The following is a 24531-nucleotide window of genomic DNA, read 5'->3' on the forward strand; positions in this document are numbered from 1 at the left end:
CAGGGGAGTTACTGCTGATGATAAAGATTTTTTAGTGCCTCTTTAAGGTCAGGAAATTCGTAAATAAAGTTTGTTTCGTTAGCAATCCGGTGGTTAATAACGTAATTGCTCCCCAGCACTACGCTGGCCATTTCTCCAAAGGCTAATCGCAGGGCGAAGGCAGGCACATTTGGTAGAAACTGTGGCCGGTTAAGCACCTCGCAAATCTGTTTGGTTAGATCGGCGTTGGTGACTGGAGGAGAAGCCACAGCATTATAAGTCCCATACCAGGACTCATTTTCAAGGGCTTCAATATAAAGTCGACATAAATCGTCGACATGAATCCAGGACATCCATTGGCTTCCAGAACCTAGCGGTGCACCCAGACCTAATTTGGCTGGTTGGGCTATTTTAGGCAGGGCTCCTCCCTCCAGGCTCAGAACCACTCCGGTGCGCAGCTTTACGGTACGGACTCCTAAATTGGAAATTTGGTCGGCAGCTTTTTCCCAGAGAACAGTGACTTCCGATAGGAAATCCTTGCCTGCAGGAGCATCTTCGGTATGTTGAGCGTTGCCGGTATCCTGGCCATAATAGCTACTTCCGGAGGCCGAAATGAAGGATTTCAGGCTTATTTGGGCATCTTTAAGTTTTTGAGCTACCAGTTTAATGGTTTCCGTTCGACTATCGATAATAACCTTTTTGCGATCCTCTGTCCAACGACCGTCTGCTACCCCGGCCCCGGCCAGGTGTATCAGATGTTCTACACCTTCCAGAGCTCCTTCTTCTAGAAAGTTATTTTTTGTGTCATAACGAAAAACAGAAACGCCTTTTATAGGATCCTTACTGCGGCTCAGATAGCCTACAGAATATCCTCGCTCTTTGAGCAATGTGGTCAGCCGGGTTCCTACCAATCCTGTTCCTCCGGTAATTAGAATTTGATGTGCCATAAGTACTTTTGGTTAAAAATTCTTTAAAAATCATACCCGGAAATGGAAAGCTTTTAATGAATGAACCTGAAGAGATTTAATCCGGACGAACGATCTGGTCACCTTTCTGCGGATTTTCCTGTTCAATGGCTTGAGTGATACGAGCCACCATTTGATCTATTGACTCGTCCTCAGCAAAGATGAGTGGGGCCTTGAACTCTACAGTTAGTCGGGTATTTCTCTTTTTGAATCGAAGGCCTTTTTTGTCAAATGCCCTTCTAAATCCATTGATTACCACAGGGATGACTATGGGGCGATGCTCCTTAATGAGATGTGCAGTGCCTTTTCGTACAGGGGCAAAAGGCTTGGTGGTACCCTGAGGAAAGCTTACTACCCAGCCATGTCCCAGCCCCAATCCGATCTTGTCCTGTCCCTGATTATCTAAGTTGCGAGAGACATTCTCCCCATTGGCTCTCCAGGAACGGTCGACAGTGATGGCTCCACCCGTGCTAAACAATCGTGGTAAAAAACCCCCTTCTTTCATCGTTTCGGATGCCGCCACATAATAACATCGGGCTTTAGGAGAAAACAAATAAAAAGGAGGCGCAATCGTGTCCTTATATCCCCACTTTGTGGCACAGAAAATATGGTAAAAAGCAATTACATCGGCGAAATAGGTTTGGTGGTTGGCCAGAAACAAAACCCCCTGGTCGGGAAGGTGCAGCAGCTGTTCACTACCTCGAATGGTAATCTTGTTTACGGCCGTATATCGGTAATAGGTAAACCAACCAATGATGAATATAAAAAAACGTTTCAGCGTTAAAAAATTCCCAAAGGGATCACGCTCAAATAGGCCTAAAAAGTCTATTTTGGCAAGCCATCCGGGAAGTAAACTGTATATTATTTTTTTTGTTGCCATAGAAAAAGTGCCCAAGAGAAATAACTGCATGCCCTGAAAAACTTCGAAAATAGTTACTTTTGCGACAAGGTGACGTAAAATATGCAGTATTTGTTGCGCTCAAAGGGCAAGCTCCTAGAAATGGGAAGGAAGCCTGTGGCATAATTTTTTCGCAAACTGCATTCAGTAGGCAGTTGAACTTAATCATTCAAGTTAACAATAGCAATATATGAAAATGAAGGTATTTACCCATCTCCTTTTTGGCGTGGGAACCATGTGGGTTCTTTCTGGATGTTCCAGAAATCCTGTAACAGGCAAAAAGGAATTGATCTTTATGTCCAAAGAAAAGGAGTTGGCTATAGGAGCAGAGTCACATCCTTCAGTAGTGGCCACAATGGGACTATATGATGATAAAAACTTACAAGCCTTTATAAATGAAAAGGGTAAGGCTATGGCAAAAATTTCGCATCGTCCCGATCTACCCTATCAATTTTTTATTGTTGATTCCCCGGTAGTGAATGCCTTTGCGGTGCCAGGGGGCTATGTATACTTCACCCGTGGCATCATGTCACACTTCAATAACGAAGCGGAATTTGCTGGTGTATTAGGTCATGAAATCGGCCATATCACCGCCCGTCATTCGGCCCGTCAACAAACTTCTCAGATTCTCGGACAGGTAGGTTTGATGGCAGGAATAGTACTGTCACCACAGATCAGAGGCATGGCCGATCAGGCATCTCAGGTAGTGGGTACCCTGCTACTTAGCTATAGCAGGGAGCATGAAACAGAATCGGATGGTATTGGGGTAGAATATTCTAGCAAAATTGGATACGATGCCCATGAAATGGCTCACTTTTTCGGGACTTTGAAAAAATTATCGGATCAGAGCGGCCAAAGCATTCCTACATTCCAGTCCACCCACCCCGATCCAGGTGACAGGATGACGAAAGTAGACGGCTTAGCCACCAAGTATCAACAGAAAAATCCAGGCTCTTATGAGGTGAACCGCAATGAATATCTCAAGAGAATTGACGGGATTATTTATGGTACGGATCCCAAACAAGGATTTGTCGAAAATGGAGCTTTTTATCATCCGGAATTGAAGTTTCAATTTCCAGTACCTTCCGGTTGGCAATATGAAAACAGTCCTATTCAGTTTCAGATGGCGCCTAAAGATGGAAAATCTATGATGCTCTTTACCCTGGCTCAGGGCAAGACGCTGGATGAGGCTGCTCAGGGTGTTATCAAAGGTTATAACCTGCAAGTTTCTGAAAATACCAAAACCACTATTAATGGAAATCCCGCCTTGGTGATGGTGTCTACTGTGGCTCAGCAGGCGCAGTCGGGACAGCAGCAGGCTGCACAGACTGATGCTAGTTCTACCAAGGTGGCTACCTGGCTCATTCAGTATGGTGGCACAATTTACGCCATTCATGGCGTAGCCACTGCTGCAGACTTTAACAGTTACGCAGGACAATTTAAGCAGGTCGCTCAGGGCTTTAAGTCGGTAAGTGATCCCAATATTCTTAATCGCCAGCCTGAGAGAATCCGAATAAAATCGGTACAGCGAACTGGTACCTTAAAAGAGGCTCTTAAGGATTATAATATGCCGGAAAGCAAGCTGAGCGAACTGTCAATCTTAAATGGAATGGAGCTGAATGCGAAGGTTGAAAAGGGTATGCTATTCAAAACTTTGAGTAAGTAAAGGAAAACAGATAAGAGAAAACGACAAACGCCATCGGGTTTTATCTCGATGGCGTTTGTCGTTTTCTAATGGAAAAAAGCATTCTTCCCGAAGGGATTGCTATTTAGTAAAAGCAGCCTTCCCGCTATCCAGGAAGTCAGCGAAATTTTGAGGATTCAGGTCATAATTGATAGGTTTTACCAGCAATTTCCCTTCGTGATCTACCAAACAATAATGGGGCTGCGCATTATTATTATATTTTACGATCTGCAAGTCTGCATTTTGTGCTCCAATGGTTTTTTTAATTTTATTGTCATAACTGGAGGTATACCATTCTCCTTTGGGTAATTCTGTTTTGTCGTCTACATAAAGGGCAACAATCACATAATCATTCCGCAGGCGCTGAAGTACCGCCGGATCTGACCATACCCGTGCCTCCATTTCTCTACAGTTGACACAACCATGGCCAGTAAAGTCAATAAATACAGGCTTATTAACCGATTTGGCATAGGCTAGTCCCTCCTCCAAATCGAAGAATCCATCGAGTTCGTGAGGTAGGTGGAATAGATTTGCATATTTCTTAGGCATGGTGAAGCCATTTTGTGGAGTTGCGGAGGACCGTTTGCTTAAATCGAAATCAAGCGAAGACTGTGGGGGTAAATAGCCCGCTAAAGCCTTGAGGGGAGCTCCCCACATTCCGGGAAGCATGTAGATGACGAAAGTGAAAGTGAATATTGCTAATAATATTCGAGGAACGCTTACCTTTTCGAGTACCGAATCGTGGGGAGTTCGTATTTTACCCAGAAGATAAAATCCTAGCATAGCGAAGATGACAATCCAGAAGGCAAGGTATATTTCTCTATCGAGCAGGTTCCAGTGGTAGACCTGATCGGCGATGCTAAGAAATTTCAGAGCGAGGGCCAGTTCGAGGAAACCAAGAACCACTTTCACGGTATTGAGCCAGCCGCCCGATTTCGGCAATGATTTTAACCATTGGGGGAAAAGAGCAAACAGTGTGAATGGGATGGCAAAAGCCGATGAAAATGCGGCCATCCCAATTATCGGCTTAAGTACTTCCCCACCCGCTGAAGCGACCAACAAACTTCCTACAATAGGGCCTGTACAGGAGAATGATACCAGAACCAGGGTAAATGCCATGAAGAAAACGCCTGCATACCCCCCTTGATCGGCCTTTTGATCCATTTTATTGACCAGCCCACTAGGGAGAACAATTTCAAATAGACCCAAAAAAGAGAGTCCGAAGATAAAGAATACGGCAAAAAAGAGGACGTTAGGGATCCAATGGGTACTGAGGAAATTGGCAAAGGCTGGCCCGTTAATCCGGGATACAACCGTGCCAATTAAAGTGTAAATGACTATGATAGAAACTCCATATAGGAGTGCTTTGAACTTCCCCTTTTCTTGATTGGTAAAGAAACTTACCGTCATAGGGATGATGGGGAAAACGCAAGGAGTAAGCAAGGCGACCAGCCCTGACAGAAAAGCAGCCAGGGCAAAGCCCCAGAGGGAGCCCCCCATTGCCGAGCTTGAGGTCGTAGTAGCCAATCGACTATTGCCTGAAGCCTCGATCCGGGATTCTTCGGCTACGCCCATAGCAGACGAAGCGGTGTCGGTGGTCGACGGGCTTAGGTTTTTATTCTCTTGATTTGACACTTCAGTATTCTGGGCATCATCTCTGTTTTCGTCCTTAACAGAAGAAGGGACGGAAGCCGGCTCTGCGGCCGCAATAACTTCCAAGCCTTTAAACTCGAAGTCTTCCGTACCCGGAATGCACAAACCATTGATGGTGCTACAAGTCTGGAATTCTGACGTTCCTTTAATGATAGGTTTATCGGTAAGAATCTTTACGGTTTGCTTAAAAACAGCTTTTCCTGTGAAATATTTTACGTCTCCACCCCAGACCTCTTCATATTTGGTTTTAGGGTTTTGTGGCTTAAGCTTACCAACCAGTTCGAAAGTTTTATTTTTTTCGAAGTTAAAACTAGTAAGCATAGGACCCAAATCCGGATCGAAGTCAGAGGAGTATAAGTACCAGTCTTTATCGATAGTTGCCGTGAATATCAGGTCTACCATACCTCCCTTTTTAACTTGGGAATCTGAAAACCTGTAAGTCCAAGATGACTTGGCTTTTTGCACTTGGGCGAAAGTAGAGCTGCCAAGTGAAATGGCTCCGATAAGGAATAGAAGAAAAAAACTGCGTTTCATGTTTGATTTAAATATTATTATTTCTTGGGGCTAATGACTTGCCAGAGGGCATTGACTTACCGACATTTATGTAATGCAACGTAAAATTTTAAAAAAAATTCAAGATATACGCCGAGAAGATGTCTGGAGAGGTGTTGGAATTCATTCGAAATGGGCATTTATATTAACTTTGCCTGCCAAACTCAGGATTTGAAAAATAAACATAAATATGCGTAATCTTTTGAAGGTAATAAAAATTGGAGGTAATATCATCGACAATCCAGAAGCATCTGCCCGCTTCCTAAATGATTTCTCCCGGCTGGAAGGGCCCAAGATATTGGTTCATGGGGGAGGCAAGGTAGCCACTCAAGTGGCGGCATCACTTCAGATTGAGACCCAAATGGTAGAGGGAAGGCGTATTACCGACAAATCTATGCTGGATGTGGTTACAATGGTATATGGCGGTTTGGTGAATAAGAATTTAGTCGCTCAACTTCAGGCTTTAGGAACTAACGCCATAGGTCTTACAGGAGCCGATGCGGGAATAATTCGTTCGGTGAAGCGTCCCGTGGGGTCCGTAGATTATGGATATGTCGGTGACATTGCTGAGGTGAATGCCGAGCGAATCGGGCAATTATTGGCGAGTGGGCTCGTACCTATCATCGCTCCGATAACGTATAGTGCTGAAGGTTTATTGTTAAATACCAACGCCGACACCATGGCTTCAGCAACGGCAATCAGTTTAAGTCAGGTTTTTGGAACAAATCTGGTTTATTGCTTCGAGAAGAAGGGGGTATTATCGGATCCAGATAATGTCGACTCCGTTATCAATAGCCTGAATACGAGAAGTTATGAAGCGTATAAGTCGGAGGGGGTCATTAACAAAGGAATGATTCCTAAATTGGATAATGCTTTTACTGCACTTAGAGATGGGGTGGAAAAAGTAACCATCTGCCATGCACAGGACCTGCTTCAGGCCCTGGCCGGTAATGCCGGTACGGTCATCGAGATGGAGTAACCGACTTATAACTAGGGATGAAGAAACGAGTTAGCTTCGGATTGTGAACGCACAGATACTTTTTAATTTTTTTTAATATCAAATTACTCTTAGTATCTTGTGTTTTCATAATACCCAAGAAAACAATGTTATTACGATTTGCCCTATTAATATTCCTCTTTATTTTCAGTGATTGGGCCTTAGGTCAGAAATCGCCGAGTTTCTATGGGGATATTCAACCTATTCTACATTTAAACTGTGTACCATGCCACAGGCCGGGGGAAGCTGCGCCTTTTTCACTGATTAGCTATGATGATGTTAATAAGAGAGCCAAATTTATAAAAAAGGTAGTGGCCTCCCGTTACATGCCACCCTGGAAAGCAGATCAGCATTATAACCAATTTGCTAATGACCGCTCGTTGAGTGAGGAAGAGATTGCTAAGATTGTAGCTTGGGTAGATGGAGGTACTCCCAAGGGCAAGGCCGACCTTAAGCTGGAGAAGGCCATCCGGGAAAGAGTGGACGCCGGAACCGCCTATACACGTAAGCCAGATATTACCTTACAAATGAAAGAGGCATTTCAAGTTCGTGGTGATGGAATTGAGCGTTTTGTTATGTTTAAAATTCCATTTGACCTAGCCGAAGCAGCCAATGTAGAAGCTATTGAATTTACCTCTAATAATAAGAAGCTGATCCATCATGCCAACTTTGCCGTTCACCCAGTTTCGGATCCCGGTATCAATCTTTACGATACGGGCGAGGTTGTTGACTTGAGTGGCCCTCAAGCTGATAAATATTATGAATGGGTAAAATACAAAAAGGACATGGTGTATTACGGGGGGTGGATTCCTGGTACAACGGTGGAAACCTATCCAAAGGATATGGGCTGGGTAATGCCAAATCGCGGGGTCATACTATTAACGGTTCACTTTGGCCCCTCCTCCCTTGAGGCAGAAAGCATTAATGGTATCAATTTGTTTTTTAAGACCAGTCCTATAAAAAGAAAGGTTAGAGTGATTAGTCTGGGATCTGGCGGAATCGGAGAGAAGGACATTAGCCCACCTCTGATGATTTTTGCTAATGAAGTAAAATCCTTTCGCCTCAGAATTGCCAATAACCAACCCGATGTGTCATTATTGTATGCTTGGCCACATATGCATCTTTTAGGGAAGGAGTTTAAGGCTTATTCAGTCGATCTAAAAGGAGATACGACTCATTTGGTGCATATTCCTGAATGGGATTTTAGGTGGCAGGAAATTTATAAATATAAACGGCCTGTACTACTTCAAAAGGGAGCCATATTACATATAGAGGCTACTTATGACAATACGACAAAGAATCCGATGAACCCTCATAATCCGCCCCAACTCGTGATGTCTACGGGTAATATGCGTAGTGATCAGGAAATGATGACGCTTTTGTTAATGTACGTCGAGCGTGAACCGGAAGACGAAAAGTTGCTTTTTGAATGGCAATAAGTTTTAACCAACCCTCTATCTATGAAAAGACTACTACTGTATGTTTGTTTTTTGTTCTGCAACGAGGCCACTTCTCAGCCACTGTTCGAGTTATTACCTGCGTCACAATCTGGACTTGATTTTACGAACTCACTTGTAGAGTCCGACAGTCTTCATATTTTTTTATACGAATATTTATATAATGGAAATGGTATCGGTGTAGGCGATTTTAATGGAGATGGAAGGCCTGATCTATTTGTTTCTGGAAATACTGTTCCCAATAAACTGTTCCTAAATACGTCTTCGGACGGAAAAATTACTTTTCAAGATGTAACCAGGAAAGCCAAAGTTAGTGGAGAGGGCCGATGGGCTACAGGGGTAAGTGTTGCAGATATAAATGGAGATGGGCTATTAGATATTTATGTCTGTCATTCCGGATATTATAATAAACTTTCCGATCGGAATAATTTGCTTTATCTGAATCAGGGGAATAAGAAAGGAGTACCAGTCTTTAAAGAAGTGGCAAAAGAGTTGGGCCTGCATGCCACGGGCTCACAATCTACCCAGGCAGTCTTTTTTGATTATGATCGAGATGGAGACTTGGATATGTTTCTCTTAAACCATTCCAACCATACGGTAAATCCTTTCTTGAATACTAAAGAAATGAGATCTATACCCAATCCGTACTTTGGAAACCGGTTGTTCCGTAATAGGAGTGAAGAGGGGAAATTGGCTTTTGAGGACGTCACCATCCAAGCGGGAATCGTCAATAATGCTTTAAACTTTGGCTTGAGTGTTATTGTCTCCGACATAAATCAGGATGGTTGGCCCGACCTGTACGCCACCAGTGACTATACTGAGGTTGATTCATATTATATAAATAATCGGGACGGTACCTTTACGGAATCCTTGGAAAAGTCTTTTACCCATGTCTCTAAATTTTCAATGGGGGCTGACGTCGGCGATTTTAATAACGATGGGCTCCCCGATGTCCTTACCTTAGATATGCTTCCCGAAGACAACCGACGCCAGAAATTGTTAAAAGGTCCTGACATGTACGATCAGTACCACCTATTATTGGATAGTGGGTATTACCATCAGAATATGCGGAACATGCTCCATCTCAACCGTGGGAAGGATCGGAACGGGAATATCAGATTTAGTGAAATAGGACAGTTGGCAGGCATTTCTAATACAGACTGGAGCTGGGCCGGTCTTATGGCTGATTTAGATAACGATGGATGGAAAGATTTGCTATTCACCAACGGTTATTTAAGAGATTTCACCAACATGGATTTTCTCAAGTATACCGTGGCCGATGAGCAACTTAAGGCCATTGCCAAAGGCGAAACTAATTTCAAAACTTATGATTTGGTCAAGAAAATGCCATCCAACAAACTCCGGAATTACCTTTTTCGAAATGTTATGGCCGAGGAGAGGGCATACTCCTTCGAGGACGTTTCTGAAAGATGGGGATTAACCAGTCAGAATGTTTCCAATGCAGCAGTATATGCCGATTTTGATCAGGACGGCGACTTGGATGTTGTTATTTCTAATATTAATGAACCCCTCTCTCTTTATCGGAATAATAGTACCAATAAAGGATTTCGACTGAAACTTATTGGGAAGGGTAAAAATTCTCAGGCCCTGGGTAGTAAGGTATGGGTCTATACAAATAACAAAATACAATATGCAGAACTGAGCCCCGTGAGAGGTTATCAATCTACGGTGACTTCGGAACTGCATTTTGGACTTGGGACAATAGGGGTCATCGATTCAATTAAAGTTGTCTGGCCGTCCCAACTCGTCACAACGATAAAACAGGTGGAACAATCCAGTTTAGAACTCAGTGAAGATTCAGCAAAGAAAGAAGCGGATTACTTGGAACCAGCCAATTTTCTAGTATCCGAGATCGATCCTACCTCTATATCAGTAGATTTTATACATCAGGAAAATGATTTTATAGATTTCAAAGTAGAAGTTTTACTCCCTTATCAGCTTTCAAAGTTCGGGCCTGCGCTGGCTGTCGGAGACGTCAATGGGGATGGCCGAGAAGACATGTTTTTTGGTGGGGCAATTAATCAATTTGGGGTTCTTTATCTTCAAGAAGTCAATGGGAGTTTTATGGCCGAGAAAAGTCAGCCATGGCGTTCACATGCAGCCTGTGACGAGGTGGCTGCTACCTTTGTGGATGTGGACCAGGATGGAGATCTGGATTTATATGTAGTTTCAGGGGGGAATGAATATGAAGATCAATCGCCTCAGTACCGCGATCACCTTTATATAAATCGCGGGGCAGGATTGTGGGAGGAAGCGGTATTGGCCTTACCTTCCATGAAAAACCCCAAGCAATGTATCAGCTATGCCGATATCGATGGAGACGGAGACTTGGACCTGTTTGTGGGTGGACGAGCCGTACCAGGATCATTCCCTAAAGCGGCCAGAAGCTATTTGCTGAGGAATGACACGCAACAGGGGAACGTGAAATTTACCGATGTAACCCATCAATGGAGTGCAGCCCTGTTAGAGCCAGGCATGCTAACAGGAGCATATCTGGGCGATTTAAATGATGATGGGAAAGTAGATTTAATGCTCGTGGGCGATTGGATGAAAGTAAGAGTTTTCCAGAATACAGGTGAAAGTTTCAAAGAACTAATTATTCCCGCCTTGAGTAATTCAGAAGGTCTATGGGCTACACTGGTACCAATTGATATTGATAAGGATGGAGATCTGGATTTTGTGCTCGGTAATTTGGGGCGTAATAATCAGTTTAAATCTTCAAGCGAACGTCCAATGGTTTTGTATTATGAAGATTTTGATGGGGATGGCTTTATTGACCCTATCCTTGCCTATCATTTTGGTGAAAAACGTTATCCCATGTTTTCACGAGATGAAATGTTAGATCAGATGCCTTCCTTGAAGCGTAAATACACTACATACGAGTCCTATGCCGATCAGACACTAGAGTCGATTTTCGGAGAAAAGGCAGTGGACGAAAGTAAGAAACTGTATTGTAGAACACTGAATAGCGTTATTTTAGAGAACAAAGGTAATTTTAATTATGAAATACATGATTTGCCTGAAGAGGTTCAATTTTCAAGAGTGAGCGCAGCAATGGAGCTGCAGTCTTTAGGTAATAATATTTCCGACCTGGTTCTCGCGGGAAATTTCGATCCCCTGCGTGTACAAATGGGTCCCTGTAACGCTTCAGTTGGACTGATTCTAAGGCAGACCCATCCATTTCAATTTAAGGTTTTGCCGCCTGGTCAAACGGGCTTTTGGGCCTCTGGCGACATCAGGAATATGTCTAAAGTTGGTAAGCATATCGTGCTAACGCGAAATGACCATCAACCTTTGATTTTTGAGATCCATGAATAATATACTCTTTCGAAATTCCAAGTATGTACGTCAGTTTTGTACTGTCATTTTGATATGCTTTTTACTGGATAATCTGGCATGGGGTCAGCCAGAGCTCCCTACTACCAGCATGCACCGGGCAGCACAGACACTTACCCGAACGATTGTTCATGATATTTTCTCTCCACCTGTAGCCAGCAGAATCTATCTTTATGCTCATGTTGCCGCCTACGAAACCATTATTTTGCAGGATAATAATTATTCAAGTCTCCATGGACAAGTAATCGGCTTTCCACTGATTAGTCCTGAATATGATTCAGCCCAGGTAAATCTGCCCCTTGCTTCCATCTTTGCTTTTGCGAAGACTGCCGGGGCATTGGTCTACTCAGAGAATATATTTAGAGATAGCCTGAAATCGGTTTTGAAGGAGTTTCAAGGAATAGATTCCGCTCTATATAGCCATAGCAAAAGCTTAGGGGAAAAGGTGGCAGATCATATTCTGACGTGGGCGAAGGATGACCATTATGCCCAGACAAGAAAAAATAGAAGGTATAGTTACAACAAAACTCCAGGAAAATGGTTGCCCACTCCGCCTGGGTATATGGATGCCATAGAGCCTAACTGGAATAAAATTCGGCCTGTCACTTTAGACTCAGCGAGCCAATTTAAGCCTCAGCCGCCTCCTACCTATAATTTGGATTCAACAAGTCTATTTATGCAGGAGGTGCTTGAAGTGTACCGAGAGACCAATTCTTTGAGTAAGGAGAAGATAGCCATAGCTAGTTTTTGGGACTGTAATCCGTTCTTTCTGAATACTCAAGGACATCTTAATTTTGCAACTAAAAAACTTTCGCCGGGCGGACACTGGATGTCCATCGCAGGCCAGGTAGCAGAAAGTCAAAATTTGAGCTGGCAGGCTACTCATGCACTATATTTGATGACCTCCATTGCCCTTTTCGACGGGTTTATTAGCTGTTGGGATGAAAAATATAGAAGCCAATTGATTAGGCCCGAGACTTTCATAAATGCCCACCTGGACGAAAAATGGCGTCCTAAACTCCAAACTCCCCCCTTTCCCGAATACACCAGCGGCCATAGTGTGATCTCCACTGCCGCCTCTATAGTTCTTACCGAGCTGTTGGGCGATAGCCTCGCCTTTACTGATTATACAGAAGTGGAATATGGCCTGCCTGCTCGGACCTTTGCTTCATTTCGCCAGGCCGCAGAAGAGGCCGCTATCAGTAGATTGTATGGGGGTATTCATTATCGTTCCGCCATCGAGCAGGGGCAGTTACAGGGTGAAAAGGTAGGTAATCATATCTTGTTACGAATAAAATTGACACGATGATTGCCTAATTATCTTATTAATTATTGGAAATTTTGGCAGTTTGCTTTAATGAAGTGTGTGGGATTGGAGAAAAATGCAATTATTTATTAAGTTTTTTTAATAACTGTTAAATCTATGTTAAATAAAATATTTATATTTGATGCAAAGAAAACATAGATTGCACTAATAGTCGGGTTGAGGGTCAAAATAGTATCAATAGCCCTGAATCAGAAACCTTAAACATCTTAAATTTTAACCAAAAAGAATTACCATGAGACAAAAGTTTACAACTTTCATCGGTCTAATGGCGGTACTAATGCTTCTATTTGGAAGTATAGACAGTATGGCTCAGGACAAGAAGACCGTCAGCGGTACGGTAACGGATATGGAGCAAAATCCGCTTCCGGGTGTGTCGTATCTTGTAAAAGGTACAAATAATGGGGGAGCCACAGATGTGAATGGTAAATTCACGGTTGCTATTAACTCTAGTGCTTCGGTTATTGTTTTTTCTTCAATTGGATATGTAACCAAAGAAGTTCAAGTAGGAAATGCGAGTCAACTTACGGTAAATCTGGAGGAAGACTTAAAAACGCTGAATGAAGTGGTCATTACCGGATTTGGTATGGCAACCGAAACAAGAAAACTGGCAACATCTGTCCAGTCTGTGGAAGGATCCGCCTTGATTCGTACTAATAACGCTAACCTTGTTAATGCTTTGCAAGGTAAAATTGCAGGGGTAATGATCAATCAAGGTGCCAGTGGACCTATGTCTTCTTCTCGTATACGTATCCGGGGTAATGCTTCTTTAAGCCCTAATACCCAGCCTCTGTTTGTAATTGACGGGGTACTGATTCGCCCGGGCACAACTGGTGCTGACTCTTGGGGTGGTACACAGGATTTTGGAAACATCATGAAAAACATTAACCCCGATAACATTGAGTCGATGAGTGTTTTGAAGGGATCAGCTGCCAGTTCGCTATATGGTTCTGAAGCTTTGAATGGGGTAGTTTTAATTCAAACCAAGAAAGGTCGCGAGACCAAAGGATTAGGCGTTTCTTATAATCACTCTTCATCATTTGAGAAGGCCTATCGTATCGTTGACTTACAGAATCAGTTTGGAGCTGGATTAAGTCCTGAATTTGCCAAAGATGCTCAAGGGAACAATTTAGTAGATGCCAACAACTGGTTCTATTCATATGGGCCTGAATTTAAGGGGCAGCAGGTAAAAGATCTAGATGGAAGAATGGTAGAATGGAAGGCCAATGATCCTATTAGTTTCTTTAATACAGGAAAGTATCTCAATCATAATATTGCTGTAGACGGAGGAAACGATCGTTCCAGCTTCCGGGTGTCTTACTCTAATCTGTTCAACTCTTCTGTGATGCCATCAGGTACTGAAATGAAGCGTAATAACTTCAATGTTAGGGCTACGCAGAAAATTGGGAAAATTTTCAATTTGGACGTAAGTGCAGATTATACCAGCAATAATCTGCTAAATCCTACCAACCAAGGAAGTAGCTATAACCCAGTATTCAAATTTGTATACTACCGTCCTCGTAGCTTGGATATCGACTATTGGATGAACAACTATATAGATCCAAGTGTAGGTGGCCGTAGAAGGGGAGCAAATGATCCTTACAGCCTTACCGACTTCATGTGGGAAATTAATGAACGTAAAAGAACGCGTAATGAAAAAATCTTCCGTGGGAATATCGATTTGAAAGCTCAGATTACTCCTTGGTTAACCGGTTTATTGCGGAGCAACCTTCAGAACGAAATTTATACAGGAGAATTCATTAAGCGTGGTGATAATGCCCGTTTCTCTGGAAACGACGAATACAGTACTTATGCAACGAATAATAATCAGTATCGGGTTCAAGGATTGTTAACTGCCACGAAATCTTTTGGAGATGATTTTGATGCCAACTTTACCATTGGTTCAGAAACAAATAAAATAAACGGTGGTCGTGAATTTAAAACTGCGACCAATGGTGGATTAAGAATTCCTGAAGTTTATTCCCTATCGAATTCGATTAATGCTGCAACGACCAGTGCAAACCTTATTCCTTCTAGAAGAACTGATGCGGTTTATGCTTATGGAGACGTTACCTACAAGGGTATGCTTACTCTGAACGCCAGCTATCGTCGTGACTGGACATCAACCCTAACGTATAAAAATGGAACCGGAGATTGGTCCTATGATTATCCTTCTGTAGGGTTATCTTGGATTGCCACTGAATCGTTCAAAAACGTTCCAAGCTGGATAACTTTCGGTAAACTGCGCGGTAGCTTTGGATATACTGGTGGAGATACAGATGCTTGGTCTACCAATAGAACAGGTATCTACAGACCCGATGGGTTTTATACCTTGCCTGATGGATCACAGCTGCCGATTTATAATTTCCGTGACCGGACACTTCCAAATGCCAACCTGAAAAATCGTTTGGCACGTGAATTAGAATTTGGAACGGACATTCGCTTCTTCCAGAATCGACTTGGTTTAGATTTTACCTTTTATAACAAAATTACTACCAACGAGATCTTGACGGTAAGCGTACCCTCGGAATCGGGTCTGACAGGTCGTATCATCAATGCTGGTAAAATCAGAAACCGAGGCATAGAGATTTTGCTAACAGCGAATCCTATTAAAACAGATAAATTTAACTGGAATACCACCTTTAATTTCTCTAGAAACAGAAACAAGATTATCGAATTGGTTGATGGTGTTGACAGCTATGAGCTTAGCTTGGCTTTTGGAAATGATGTAAGATCTATTGCAAGAGTAGGTGGAGACTATGGTACCATTACTTCGGCATATGCTTATGCTCGCTATCAGGCCAAAGACGCCAGTGGTGCCAACATTAGTAGCCCTGCCAATGGCCAGAAAGTAATTGGTGCTTCAAGTAACGCTACTGATGGTTACCCAACTTATTTGCGTAGTGGTTCATACGGGCAAGGATCCAGAGATCTTGGAACTATGCTGGAGAAATTCCTTTTGAGTAATACTAACTCTGTGGATTACGGTAATTTCAACATGACCCTTCAGGTTGATGCAAAAATAGGCGGTTTAATGGCTTCTGGAACGCACCAGTACGGCTCATCCAACGGTAGCTTGAAAAATAGTTTGCCAGGCAGAACTACTGAATTAGGCGGTGTGACTTTTACAGATGCAGCAGGTAACGTTCGTAATGACGGGATAATCCCTGAAGGGGTGCTGGCCGATGGATATAAAGTTAACGTAGATGGTACAGATATTGATTTAGGTGGAATGCCTTATTCTGAAGCCGTAGATAAGGGCTATTTGTCTCCTATTCCTGCCTATGCATATTATGAAAACCTCACCCAATGGGGATCAGGAATCCGTGAATTCTCCGTATTTGAAAACTCATGGGTATCGCTTCGTGAAGTGTCAGTGGGCTATAACGTTCCGGCTAACGTAATCAATAAATATAAAATCCAGTCACTTCGCGTAGGTTTAGTGGGTCGCAACCTGACTTACCTATATATGACTGCCAAAGACGGAATAAATCCGGAAGGATTGAAAAGTAATAATGCAGGCGAATTTGCCGAATATGGCGGAGCTCCATTTACTAGAAACCTAGGTTTTTCTATCAATGTTGGCTTCTAATTGGCAGGGTAACATACTGAATACTTGAAATTAATCAATATGAAAAAGTTTAATAAAATAATATTTTCAACCTCGCTCTTACTGTTAGGGGGGCTGACCGCTTGCGACAAGCAGGACTTTGTTGACATCAACGTGGATCCAGATGCACTTTCATCGATACCGCCAGAAAATCAGTTCATGAATGCTGCAAGAGGTATTCATGGGCAGGATTTCGAAGCATTCTATGACTTTTATACTCGGATCATGCCATGGATGCAGTACACCACTGACGTAAGAGGGAATCAGGGTGCGTTTACTACCAATTTATCTAATTTCTCATCACGCTATGGGGCACTTTATAGCAAAGGATCTGAGCTATATGACCTTGAGAAGCTGGTAGAAAAAATGGCTCCTGCTGAGCAACCTCGTTTTGTTCATATGATCCGTATCGCACGAATCTTAAAGGCTTATTATGCTTTCTATGTGTCGGATATCTATGGTAGCATTCCTTATTCAGAAGCTTTTCGGGCGCGTTATGGGGGTACATTGACTCCTGCTTATGATAGCCAGCAGGCATTATTTGCCAAATTGGATGAAGAGATTAAGGAAGCAGTTGCTACCTTGAAACAGCCCCAGTCCGCTTCACAGATAGGGTTGGGCAATTATGATCCTTACTATAATGGCAATACCGCAAATTGGGTAAAGGCGGGCAACGCCCTGCGTTTGAAAATAGCCTTAAGACAAATAAAGGTCGATGCAGCCAAAGCGACTACCATCATCAATGAAGTGTCTGGTATGCCTGCAAGTGATTTGATGTCTTCCCAGGAAGATGGGTGGGTATTTACTGCCAGCAAAGCTTTCACTGAAGGAGGAAACTGGAATCCTGCTAACTTAAGAGCTCCCAAACCAATGGTAGATTTTATGTGGGAAAATAAAGATCCTCGTCTCGACGCTTTTGTTGCTCCAAACACTTATTCGCAGACCAATATCGATCTTTTGATTGCTGATAACCAACTTCCTGCCGGAACTAAGGAGGCCTCCCGCCGGTATTTGGGAAGCTTTACGAGTCCTGATGATGCAAGTAATCCAGCTATTCGGGCCAGGTATTACACCACTAAAACGGTAAAGTCGGGAAGTCAGTCTATTGTAGTAGATACCTTGAGCTACTTACAACCCCGCTTGTTCCGTCCTGCTGAACCAGATGCCAATGGCGTGCAAGGTTCAGGATTGGTATATATACCCGTGATTACCTATTCTGAGTATTGCTTTATGCGTGCCGAGATCGCCGCAAGGGGAATTGGCTCTGGAGCAAAGGATTGGTATGAAAAAGCTGTCGTTAGTTCCATTAACTGGTATGATATGATAGGTAAGAAATCGGGACTTACTAACTATACGCCTGTTACACAGGCCGAGATAGATGCATATTTAAAATTGCCGGCGGTAGCTTATGATCCTAGCAAGGGTCTTGATATGATCGCTTCTCAAGCCTATTTACATTTCCTTAAGCAGCCGGCTGAGGGATGGGCCCTATGGAAGCGTACCGGCCTACCAAGCCCCAATAGTACATATAAGCTCCCAGTATTAACTCATAATAATGCTACTTTGATCATTCCTCGTAGAGCACCCTTACAATTGTTAAACGAGAATGACCAGAATTATGCAAACCAGAAAGCGGCATATGATGCAATGGCTGCATTACCTGGTTTTGGAAAAGATCCTCAGGATGCAACTGGGCGTGTATGGTGGGATAAACCATAATTTGATTCTACTAAGATTAAGATGTGAATATTAATAAAATAGAGATGGGCCACCGGTCCATCTCTATTTTATTTTTAACCCAAAACTAGATTAACTTATCCAAATTCCTCGGATATATTCTATGAGTGGGGAAGGGAAAATGCCCAATACTATAGTAAGAATCGCAAGCATACCGATAAGGGATAGGCACAGTATGTAGAATGATGTAACAGGAAGGCTTGGGGTATTTTCTTGAATCGGATAGGAGCCGAATAGGGTGGTTATGACCCGAAGATAATAATATAGTCCTACTGCGCTCCCGAGTACCAATACGAAGGCCAAAGCCCAATAGTCTGGCTCCAGTGTCGCCAAAAGGAGATAGAATTTTCCGGTAAAGCCTGCCGTGAGGGGGATGCCTGCTAAAGAAAGCATGGAGATAGTAAGTATGAGAGCCTCTTTCGGGTGGCTCCAGAACAGGCCTTGGTAATCCTTAAGTAGTTCTGATTCCTCAGATTTTGAAGATCTACATGCAATGATGCCGAAAGCAGTCAGGGTGGCTAATATATAGGAGACCAGATAGAAACTAAGTGATTCAAAAGATTGCCGTGTACCTGGGACAAAACCCACTAGCATATACCCCAAATGAGCTATGGAAGAATAGGCTAACAGTCTTTTAATATTCTTTTGCTGCAAGGCCAAAATATTTCCTACCAAAATAGATGCTACCGCAAGTAGGCCAATACCTAATGCCGCTCTTGGGAAACTTAAAACTTCAAGTGCTAAAAATAACCTTATCAATACCGCCAGTACTCCTGCCTTGGAGACCGTAGCAATAAGGGCAGTAACAGGAATAGGTGCCCCTTGATAAACATCTGCTGCCCACATATGAAAAGGAACAACGGCCAATTTAAACCCAACTCCCACGAGCAGCATAGTAAGGCCTGCCAGAAATAGAGGAGGGAGGCTGGGGGCGTCCCGTATGGCCCCGGACATCCCAGCAAAGGACATATTGCCCACTTCCATATAGATGAGGGCCATTCCCATGAGCAAAAAGGCTGACGAGAAAGCCGCTAAAACCAAATATTTTATTCCAGCCTCAATTGCTTTGGGGCGACTTTTTAAATAGGCGATCAGGGCGTATAAGGCAATGGTTAATATTTCTAATCCTAAAAAAAAGGAGATGAAATGTTGGCTGATGGCTAGAATCCCCCCTCCTAAACTGCACAAAAATAATAGAAGGTAATATTCCTTGGGACCTTCTTCTTTGCCTTCAAAATAAAGATAGGACAGCAGGCATACGACCCCTCCCGATAACAGAATCAGGGCAATAACGAATGCCCCAAAACGATCCATCAGTAATAAAGGTGGTACAGCGTGGGGGAGAGGTACTGCCTCTGGAAATAAACTGGCAAAGGCCAATGCAAAGAGGGCGAGGCTCACGAATTGTATCGTCTTATGGCTCCCTTTTGCTACAATCACTAACATGACGATCACAGAGGCAAGCGCCAGGATTATTAACGGTAACAGACAAATGTAGTCACTTGGGCTCATAATATGGCTGATAAGCGGTGTCGGACTCCTTACTCAAGAGCTCCACCAATTTTACAATAGCTGGCCTGGCGGTATGAATGACTGGTTGAGGGAAGAGCCCTAACCAAAATATGGATATCGCCAATATGCCCATCATCAGTCTTTCCCTATGCGTGAAGTCGGCTAAAACTCCATATCGATTCTGAGGTCCGAGGAATATTTTTTGTACGATCCGAAGGGAATATACCGCAGAGAATACAAGCCCCAGAGCCGCAATAACTGTATGCCAACGATGGGCCTCAAAACTCCCTAATAAAATGAGGAATTCGGCGACGAAATTACCAAATCCCGGTAGTCCTAATGAAGCCAGGGCGAATACAAGTCCCAGGGTTCCCAACTGAGGCATTCTGGTCCATAGTCCGCCCATCTGTCCAATATCCCGGGTGTGAAGCCGTTCCTTAAGCATTCCAGCCAGAAGGAAAAGTGCTCCAGTGCTAATGGCATGGGTAATCAACTGCATCACTACACCCTGGAGGGCAAGTTCATTGAATGCAAAGAGCCCCATCATAACAAACCCCATATGGCTGACACTGGTATAGGCGATTAGTCGTTTCAGATCGGTTTGAGAAAAAGCCAGAAAGGCACCATATAATACTCCTGTAACGCCTAGCCACATGGCCGGAGTAGCTATTTCCATGGCTTGAACAGGAAATATGGGGAGCACAAAGCGAAGCAAACCGTAAGCCCCTGTTTTTAGTAAAATACCGGCAAGTAATAGACTCCCTGCCGTGGGGGCTTCGCTGTGGGCGTCGGGAAGCCAGGCATGAAAGGGAATCAAGGGAAGTTTGACGGCGAATGCAATGCAAAAACCCATCATAAGCCAAAATCCACGTGGATCGGAAAATGTTGTACCCAGAAGCTCCGTATAATTAAAAGTGTAGTGGCCAGTCAGCTGACCATGACTGTAGTATAAGCCCAGAATAGAGAGTAACATCAGCAGACCACTTGCTTGGGTGAATATAAAGAACTTGTAAGCCGCATATACCCTTTTATGTCCTCCCCAGATACCAATCAGGAAGTACATAGGAATAAGCATTATTTCCCAGAAAAAATAGAATAGGAACAGATCTATGGCCATAAATACCCCTGCTACCCCAGCCAGAATCCATAACAGATTGAAGTAGAAAAAGCCCGTTCTTTCCTGTATTTCCCGCCATGAACAGAGTACGGCTAGCAATCCTAAAAAGCAGGTTAGTGCTAAGAGTATCAAACTTAGTCCGTCTATGGCCAGATGAAAGGAAATGCCGAAAGTAGGAATCCACTCCAAACGAAACTCTTCCAGCCAGTTGGGAGCTGGGGAGAGGGTGAAGCGATGGTAGTGGCCTAACCAGAATATTATAACGAGGACGAAACTCGTTAGCGTGGTCAGCAATGCCACCCAGCGTGGTGCATACGGGTTAAGGCGTTCCGAAAGGTAACTCAGAGCTCCTCCCAACATCAATAGCACGATTAGCGAGAGTAGTATCATAGCAGTATTTGTAAGCTGAGCAGAAGTATGGCCCCGAGCACCATTCCCATAACGTACCACCGCAAGGAGCCCGACTGAAGCAAGGAAAGACTGTCGCTCATAGTTCTGGTGGCGGAAGTAAGGCTGCTATACCAGCCATCGATCACATCCTCTTTGTTTTTGGCAGTAATCCATTGAAAGGGTCGTACCCAGAGGAAATCGTAGAGTTGATCGAAATACCACCCTTTCAGCCATAGCTGTTGCAAAAAAAGAAGCCAGGACTGTTCCTTTAAAACAGGCAGAAGATTCGGTCGAAGATGGTAAAAGTAGTAGGCAATATAGGCCCCAACGAAGGTCATAACAGCAGCCAGCACCTGAGATATCCCTTCCGAAAAACCTTGCTCTTTGACACTGGTAAGCGGCAACGAGCTATTCAGGAAATCGGAAAAGGGAGTAAAGTGGAAAAAATTATGAGGAAACTCTAAAAAGCCAGCCAGGGAGGTCAATAGGGCCAGAATAATCAAAGGAAGCGACATGCGAGTTCCGGGAGGCCTTAGCACTTGAGATTTGGCCTGGCCCCAAAACACCAACAACATCATGCGGGCAGTATAGGCAGCAGTCAGTAATGCACCTACCAAAGCCATGCTATAAAGCACAGGATTTCCGTATTGCCCTGCCAAGGTATACCATAGTATCTGATCCTTACTATAGAACCCAGCACTTAATAAAGGTACCGCTGCTAAGGAAGCAGAAGCGATGAGGAAGGTCCAGAAAATCAGGGGTAGTTTACTCTTTAACCCGCCCATGCGAAACATGTTATGCTCGTGATGAAGCGCTTCGATGATAGCCCCCGCTGCCAGGAAAAGCAGGGCTTTGAAGAATGCGTGGACCATAAAATGAAATATTGCGGCCGTCCACGCTCCCACACCCAGGGCCAGAAACATATAGCCAATCTGACTGATAGTCGAGTAGGCCAGCACTCTTTTAATATCATACTGTACAAGGGCGCTAAAGCCAGCTAAGAGGAGGGTAACGGCCCCAATAATGGCAATGAGCCCCTGAACTGCCGGGGCCAGCTCAAATAAGGCATGCATTCTGGCAATAAGATAAACGCCGGCAGTCACCATGGTGGCGGCATGAATCAGGGCACTTACAGGCGAAGGTCCGGCCATGGCATCGGGTAGCCAGTTATGCAATGGGAATTGAGCCGACTTTCCCAATGCCCCACCTAGTAAGAGAAGGGTCACGATCAGGGCTGTCTGTGGTTGCAGGGCCCATTGTTCGGGTGCCAAGGCTACTATTTTTGCAATATTCAAACTGTTAAATTCATAAAACAGATACATCATCCCAATAGCCAGAGAGATGTCCCCAAGTCGGGTCATGGTAAATGCTTTCCGAGCGGCATAACCGTTTGCAGGTTTTTCATACCAAAAGCCAATGAGCATATAGCTGCATAACCCAACCCCTTCCCATCCAAGATAAAGCAAAAGAAAATTGTCGGCCATTACCAACAGTAGCATGGCACAAACAAATAGATTCATACAGGACATGAAACGGGAGTAATCAGGATCCTTTTCCATAAATTCGCAGGCATACACATGAATTAGTGCACCCACTACCGTAATCACGAAGAGGAAGACCATGGCAAGAGTATCGACATATAAGCCCATGCCGGGCTGAAAATTGCCGATATCGATCCAAATCCATAAGGTATGGCTGTAATGTTCCAAAGGGTGCTGCAGAAGAGATATGCCCAAGATCAGACTTACAATGCCGGCAAGGGTAATACTACCCACTCCAATGAGGGCCACATGCCGTGAAGACAACCTTTTGCCTATTGCAGTCAGCAAAACGAAACCCAGGAAGGGAAAAGCCGGTAAAAGCCATAACAGATTGCTCATTTTGGGAGAGGTTAAGTTGTTTTATGATTTAATTAACCATTCATTTCCTTTATTTTATCAATATCCAGGGATCGGTGTAAATGATAAATTTGCAAGATAAGGGCAAGGCCAATAGAGACCTCGGCTGCAGCCATAGCAAGAATAAACAGAAACATCACCTGTCCATCGGGCTGTCCCCAGTAGGCTCCTGCAGCAATAAAAGCTAAGCCAGAGGCATTTAGCATCACTTCTACTGAAAGTAGCATAAATAATATGTTTTTTCGGATCATTACTCCTGCCATGCCGATGCAGAAGAGCAGCGCTGCAAGGAGCAATATGCTTTCTATGTTGTCTGGTGTATTCATAGCGGGTGATCTTCATTTAAAAATCGGTGTAAATTCGTTTTTTTATGTCTACCAATATGCGCTGCACCTACTACTGCGGCCATTAAGAGAAGGGCTGCCATTTCAACCCCGATTACATAGGTTTGAAAAAGAGAAAGGGCAACTGCCCGGGATGACACTGCTGTCCCCAATCCTCTGCCATTGGCATAGGGGCCCCCGGTCATTTGCTGCGAGGTGTGCAGCAGATAGAATATTTCTAGTAACAGTATTAAAGCCAGGGCCATGGGCCCCACCCATACCCTTGGCTTTAACCATTTTTTTTCTTGAACAGCCGTTTCCTTTCCAAGATTGAGGAGCATAATCACAAAAATGAATAATACCATAATGGCTCCGGCATAAACGATAATTTCTAAAAGAGCTGCAAATGGGGCACCCAACAGGTAGAAAAGTAGAGCAAGGGACATAAGAGATACATTTAGATACAACAGGGCATGTACCGGATTGTATCTGGTGACCACCATCAGGGTAGATAGGATGGCAACTGCAGATGTTATATGCCAAATTATGCTCATGCTATGGTAATAAACGGTGAATATTTACGGGTGGATTTTCCTGGCTTCCCCCGCCTTTTGGTTTAACGCCTACTGCTACCCCTGCCATTTTATAATAGTTATAGCCTGGATATTTTCCTTCGCTGTTGATGAGTAAGTCCTCTTTCTCATATACTAAGTTCTGTCGGTTGTATTCGGCCATTTCAAAATCAGGAATAAGCTGAATGGCATAGGTAGGACAGGCCTCTTCGCAATACCCACAAAATATGCAGCGGGAAAAATTGATGCGGAAAAATTCTGGATAGCGTCGCCCATTTTCGTCCTCAGTAGCTTGTAGAGAGATACAGTCTACCGGACAAGCTGCTGCACAGAGGTAGCAGCCTACGCAGCGCTCTCCCATATCCGGATCACGGGTCAGAACGATACGGCCTCTCCAGCGCGGCCGTAGGGGGACTTTCTCTTCCGGATATTGTATGGTCTCTTTTTTGTGAAAAAGATGGAGAAAGGTAAGTGCCATGGTTCTTAATATACTAATCATCGTAGTG

Annotated in this window: 16 protein-coding genes; 7 read left to right on the forward strand and 9 right to left on the reverse strand. The window is 43.8% G+C overall.

Annotation, left to right across the window (positions count from 1 at the left end; all coding sequences use genetic code 11):
• Nucleotides 1-8: 8 nt before the first annotated feature.
• The gene (locus tag X939_RS0108355; protein WP_025762808.1) at nt 9-926 is read right to left on the reverse strand and encodes a TIGR01777 family oxidoreductase; all 918 of its coding nucleotides are present in this window, start codon (nt 924-926) and stop codon (nt 9-11) included.
• A 76-nt stretch (nt 927-1002) separates the two neighbouring features.
• Entirely contained in the window at nt 1003-1824 is an 822-nt protein-coding gene (locus X939_RS0108360) for a lysophospholipid acyltransferase family protein (protein WP_025762809.1), read from the reverse strand.
• Between the two features lie 208 nt (nt 1825-2032).
• Here X939_RS0108360 and X939_RS0108365 point away from each other — a divergent pair, with 208 nt between their 5' ends.
• Entirely contained in the window at nt 2033-3508 is a 1476-nt protein-coding gene (locus X939_RS0108365; protein ID WP_025762810.1) for a M48 family metalloprotease, read from the forward strand.
• Between the two features lie 99 nt (nt 3509-3607).
• On the opposite strand, the gene X939_RS0108370 is transcribed toward X939_RS0108365, so the two are convergent.
• On the reverse strand, nt 3608-5713 hold the full coding sequence (locus X939_RS0108370) for a protein-disulfide reductase DsbD family protein (protein ID WP_025762811.1): 2106 nt from the start codon (nt 5711-5713) through the stop codon (nt 3608-3610).
• Between the two features lie 208 nt (nt 5714-5921).
• On the opposite strand from X939_RS0108370, the gene argB reads away from it, so the two are divergent.
• The 6 genes from argB (at nt 5922) to X939_RS0108400 (ending at nt 18195) form a co-directional block, all read left to right on the forward strand.
• Nucleotides 5922-6710, forward strand: a complete 789-nt coding sequence (argB, locus tag X939_RS0108375; RefSeq protein WP_025762812.1) for an acetylglutamate kinase — start codon at nt 5922-5924, stop codon at nt 6708-6710.
• Between the two features lie 125 nt (nt 6711-6835).
• On the forward strand, nt 6836-8167 hold the full coding sequence (locus X939_RS0108380) for a monooxygenase (RefSeq protein ID WP_025762813.1): 1332 nt from the start codon (nt 6836-6838) through the stop codon (nt 8165-8167).
• A 21-nt stretch (nt 8168-8188) separates the two neighbouring features.
• On the forward strand, nt 8189-11524 hold the full coding sequence (locus tag X939_RS0108385; protein ID WP_025762814.1) for a VCBS repeat-containing protein: 3336 nt from the start codon (nt 8189-8191) through the stop codon (nt 11522-11524).
• The gene (locus X939_RS0108390; RefSeq protein ID WP_025762815.1) at nt 11517-12851 is read left to right on the forward strand and encodes a vanadium-dependent haloperoxidase; all 1335 of its coding nucleotides are present in this window, start codon (nt 11517-11519) and stop codon (nt 12849-12851) included. The genes X939_RS0108385 and X939_RS0108390 overlap by 8 nt, the downstream gene beginning before the upstream one ends.
• Nucleotides 12852-13101: 250 nt before the next feature.
• On the forward strand, nt 13102-16458 hold the full coding sequence (locus tag X939_RS0108395; protein ID WP_025762816.1) for a SusC/RagA family TonB-linked outer membrane protein: 3357 nt from the start codon (nt 13102-13104) through the stop codon (nt 16456-16458).
• Between the two features lie 39 nt (nt 16459-16497).
• On the forward strand, nt 16498-18195 hold the full coding sequence (locus X939_RS0108400) for a SusD/RagB family nutrient-binding outer membrane lipoprotein (RefSeq protein ID WP_025762817.1): 1698 nt from the start codon (nt 16498-16500) through the stop codon (nt 18193-18195).
• Between the two features lie 90 nt (nt 18196-18285).
• On the opposite strand, the gene X939_RS0108405 is transcribed toward X939_RS0108400, so the two are convergent.
• Genes X939_RS0108405 through nuoI form a run of 6 tightly spaced genes read right to left on the reverse strand, consistent with a single transcriptional unit; the run spans nt 18286 to nt 24524 of the window.
• The gene (locus tag X939_RS0108405; RefSeq protein WP_025762818.1) at nt 18286-19725 is read right to left on the reverse strand and encodes an NADH-quinone oxidoreductase subunit N; all 1440 of its coding nucleotides are present in this window, start codon (nt 19723-19725) and stop codon (nt 18286-18288) included.
• The gene (gene nuoM / locus X939_RS0108410; RefSeq protein WP_025762819.1) at nt 19712-21232 is read right to left on the reverse strand and encodes an NADH-quinone oxidoreductase subunit M; all 1521 of its coding nucleotides are present in this window, start codon (nt 21230-21232) and stop codon (nt 19712-19714) included. The genes X939_RS0108405 and nuoM overlap by 14 nt, the downstream gene beginning before the upstream one ends.
• Nucleotides 21229-23112 (reverse strand): NADH-quinone oxidoreductase subunit L, encoded by a 1884-nt coding sequence (nuoL, locus tag X939_RS0108415; RefSeq protein WP_025762820.1) that lies wholly within the window; start codon nt 23110-23112, stop codon nt 21229-21231. The genes nuoM and nuoL overlap by 4 nt, the downstream gene beginning before the upstream one ends.
• Nucleotides 23113-23144: 32 nt before the next feature.
• Nucleotides 23145-23456 carry an NADH-quinone oxidoreductase subunit NuoK gene (nuoK, locus tag X939_RS0108420; protein ID WP_025762821.1) on the reverse strand — a complete coding sequence of 104 codons (312 nt, stop codon included), beginning with the start codon at nt 23454-23456 and terminating at the stop codon, nt 23145-23147.
• Nucleotides 23453-24007 (reverse strand): NADH-quinone oxidoreductase subunit J, encoded by a 555-nt coding sequence (gene nuoJ / locus X939_RS0108425; RefSeq protein ID WP_025762822.1) that lies wholly within the window; start codon nt 24005-24007, stop codon nt 23453-23455. Before nuoJ ends, nuoK begins: the two co-directional genes overlap by 4 nt.
• 1 nt (nt 24008) lies before the next feature.
• On the reverse strand, nt 24009-24524 hold the full coding sequence (gene nuoI, locus X939_RS0108430; protein ID WP_025762823.1) for an NADH-quinone oxidoreductase subunit NuoI: 516 nt from the start codon (nt 24522-24524) through the stop codon (nt 24009-24011).
• Nucleotides 24525-24531: the final 7 nt, after the last annotated feature.

It is taken from the genome of Dyadobacter tibetensis Y620-1, assembly GCF_000566685.1.
In the GTDB taxonomy this organism is placed as follows: Bacteria; Bacteroidota; Bacteroidia; order Cytophagales; family Spirosomataceae; genus Dyadobacter; species Dyadobacter tibetensis.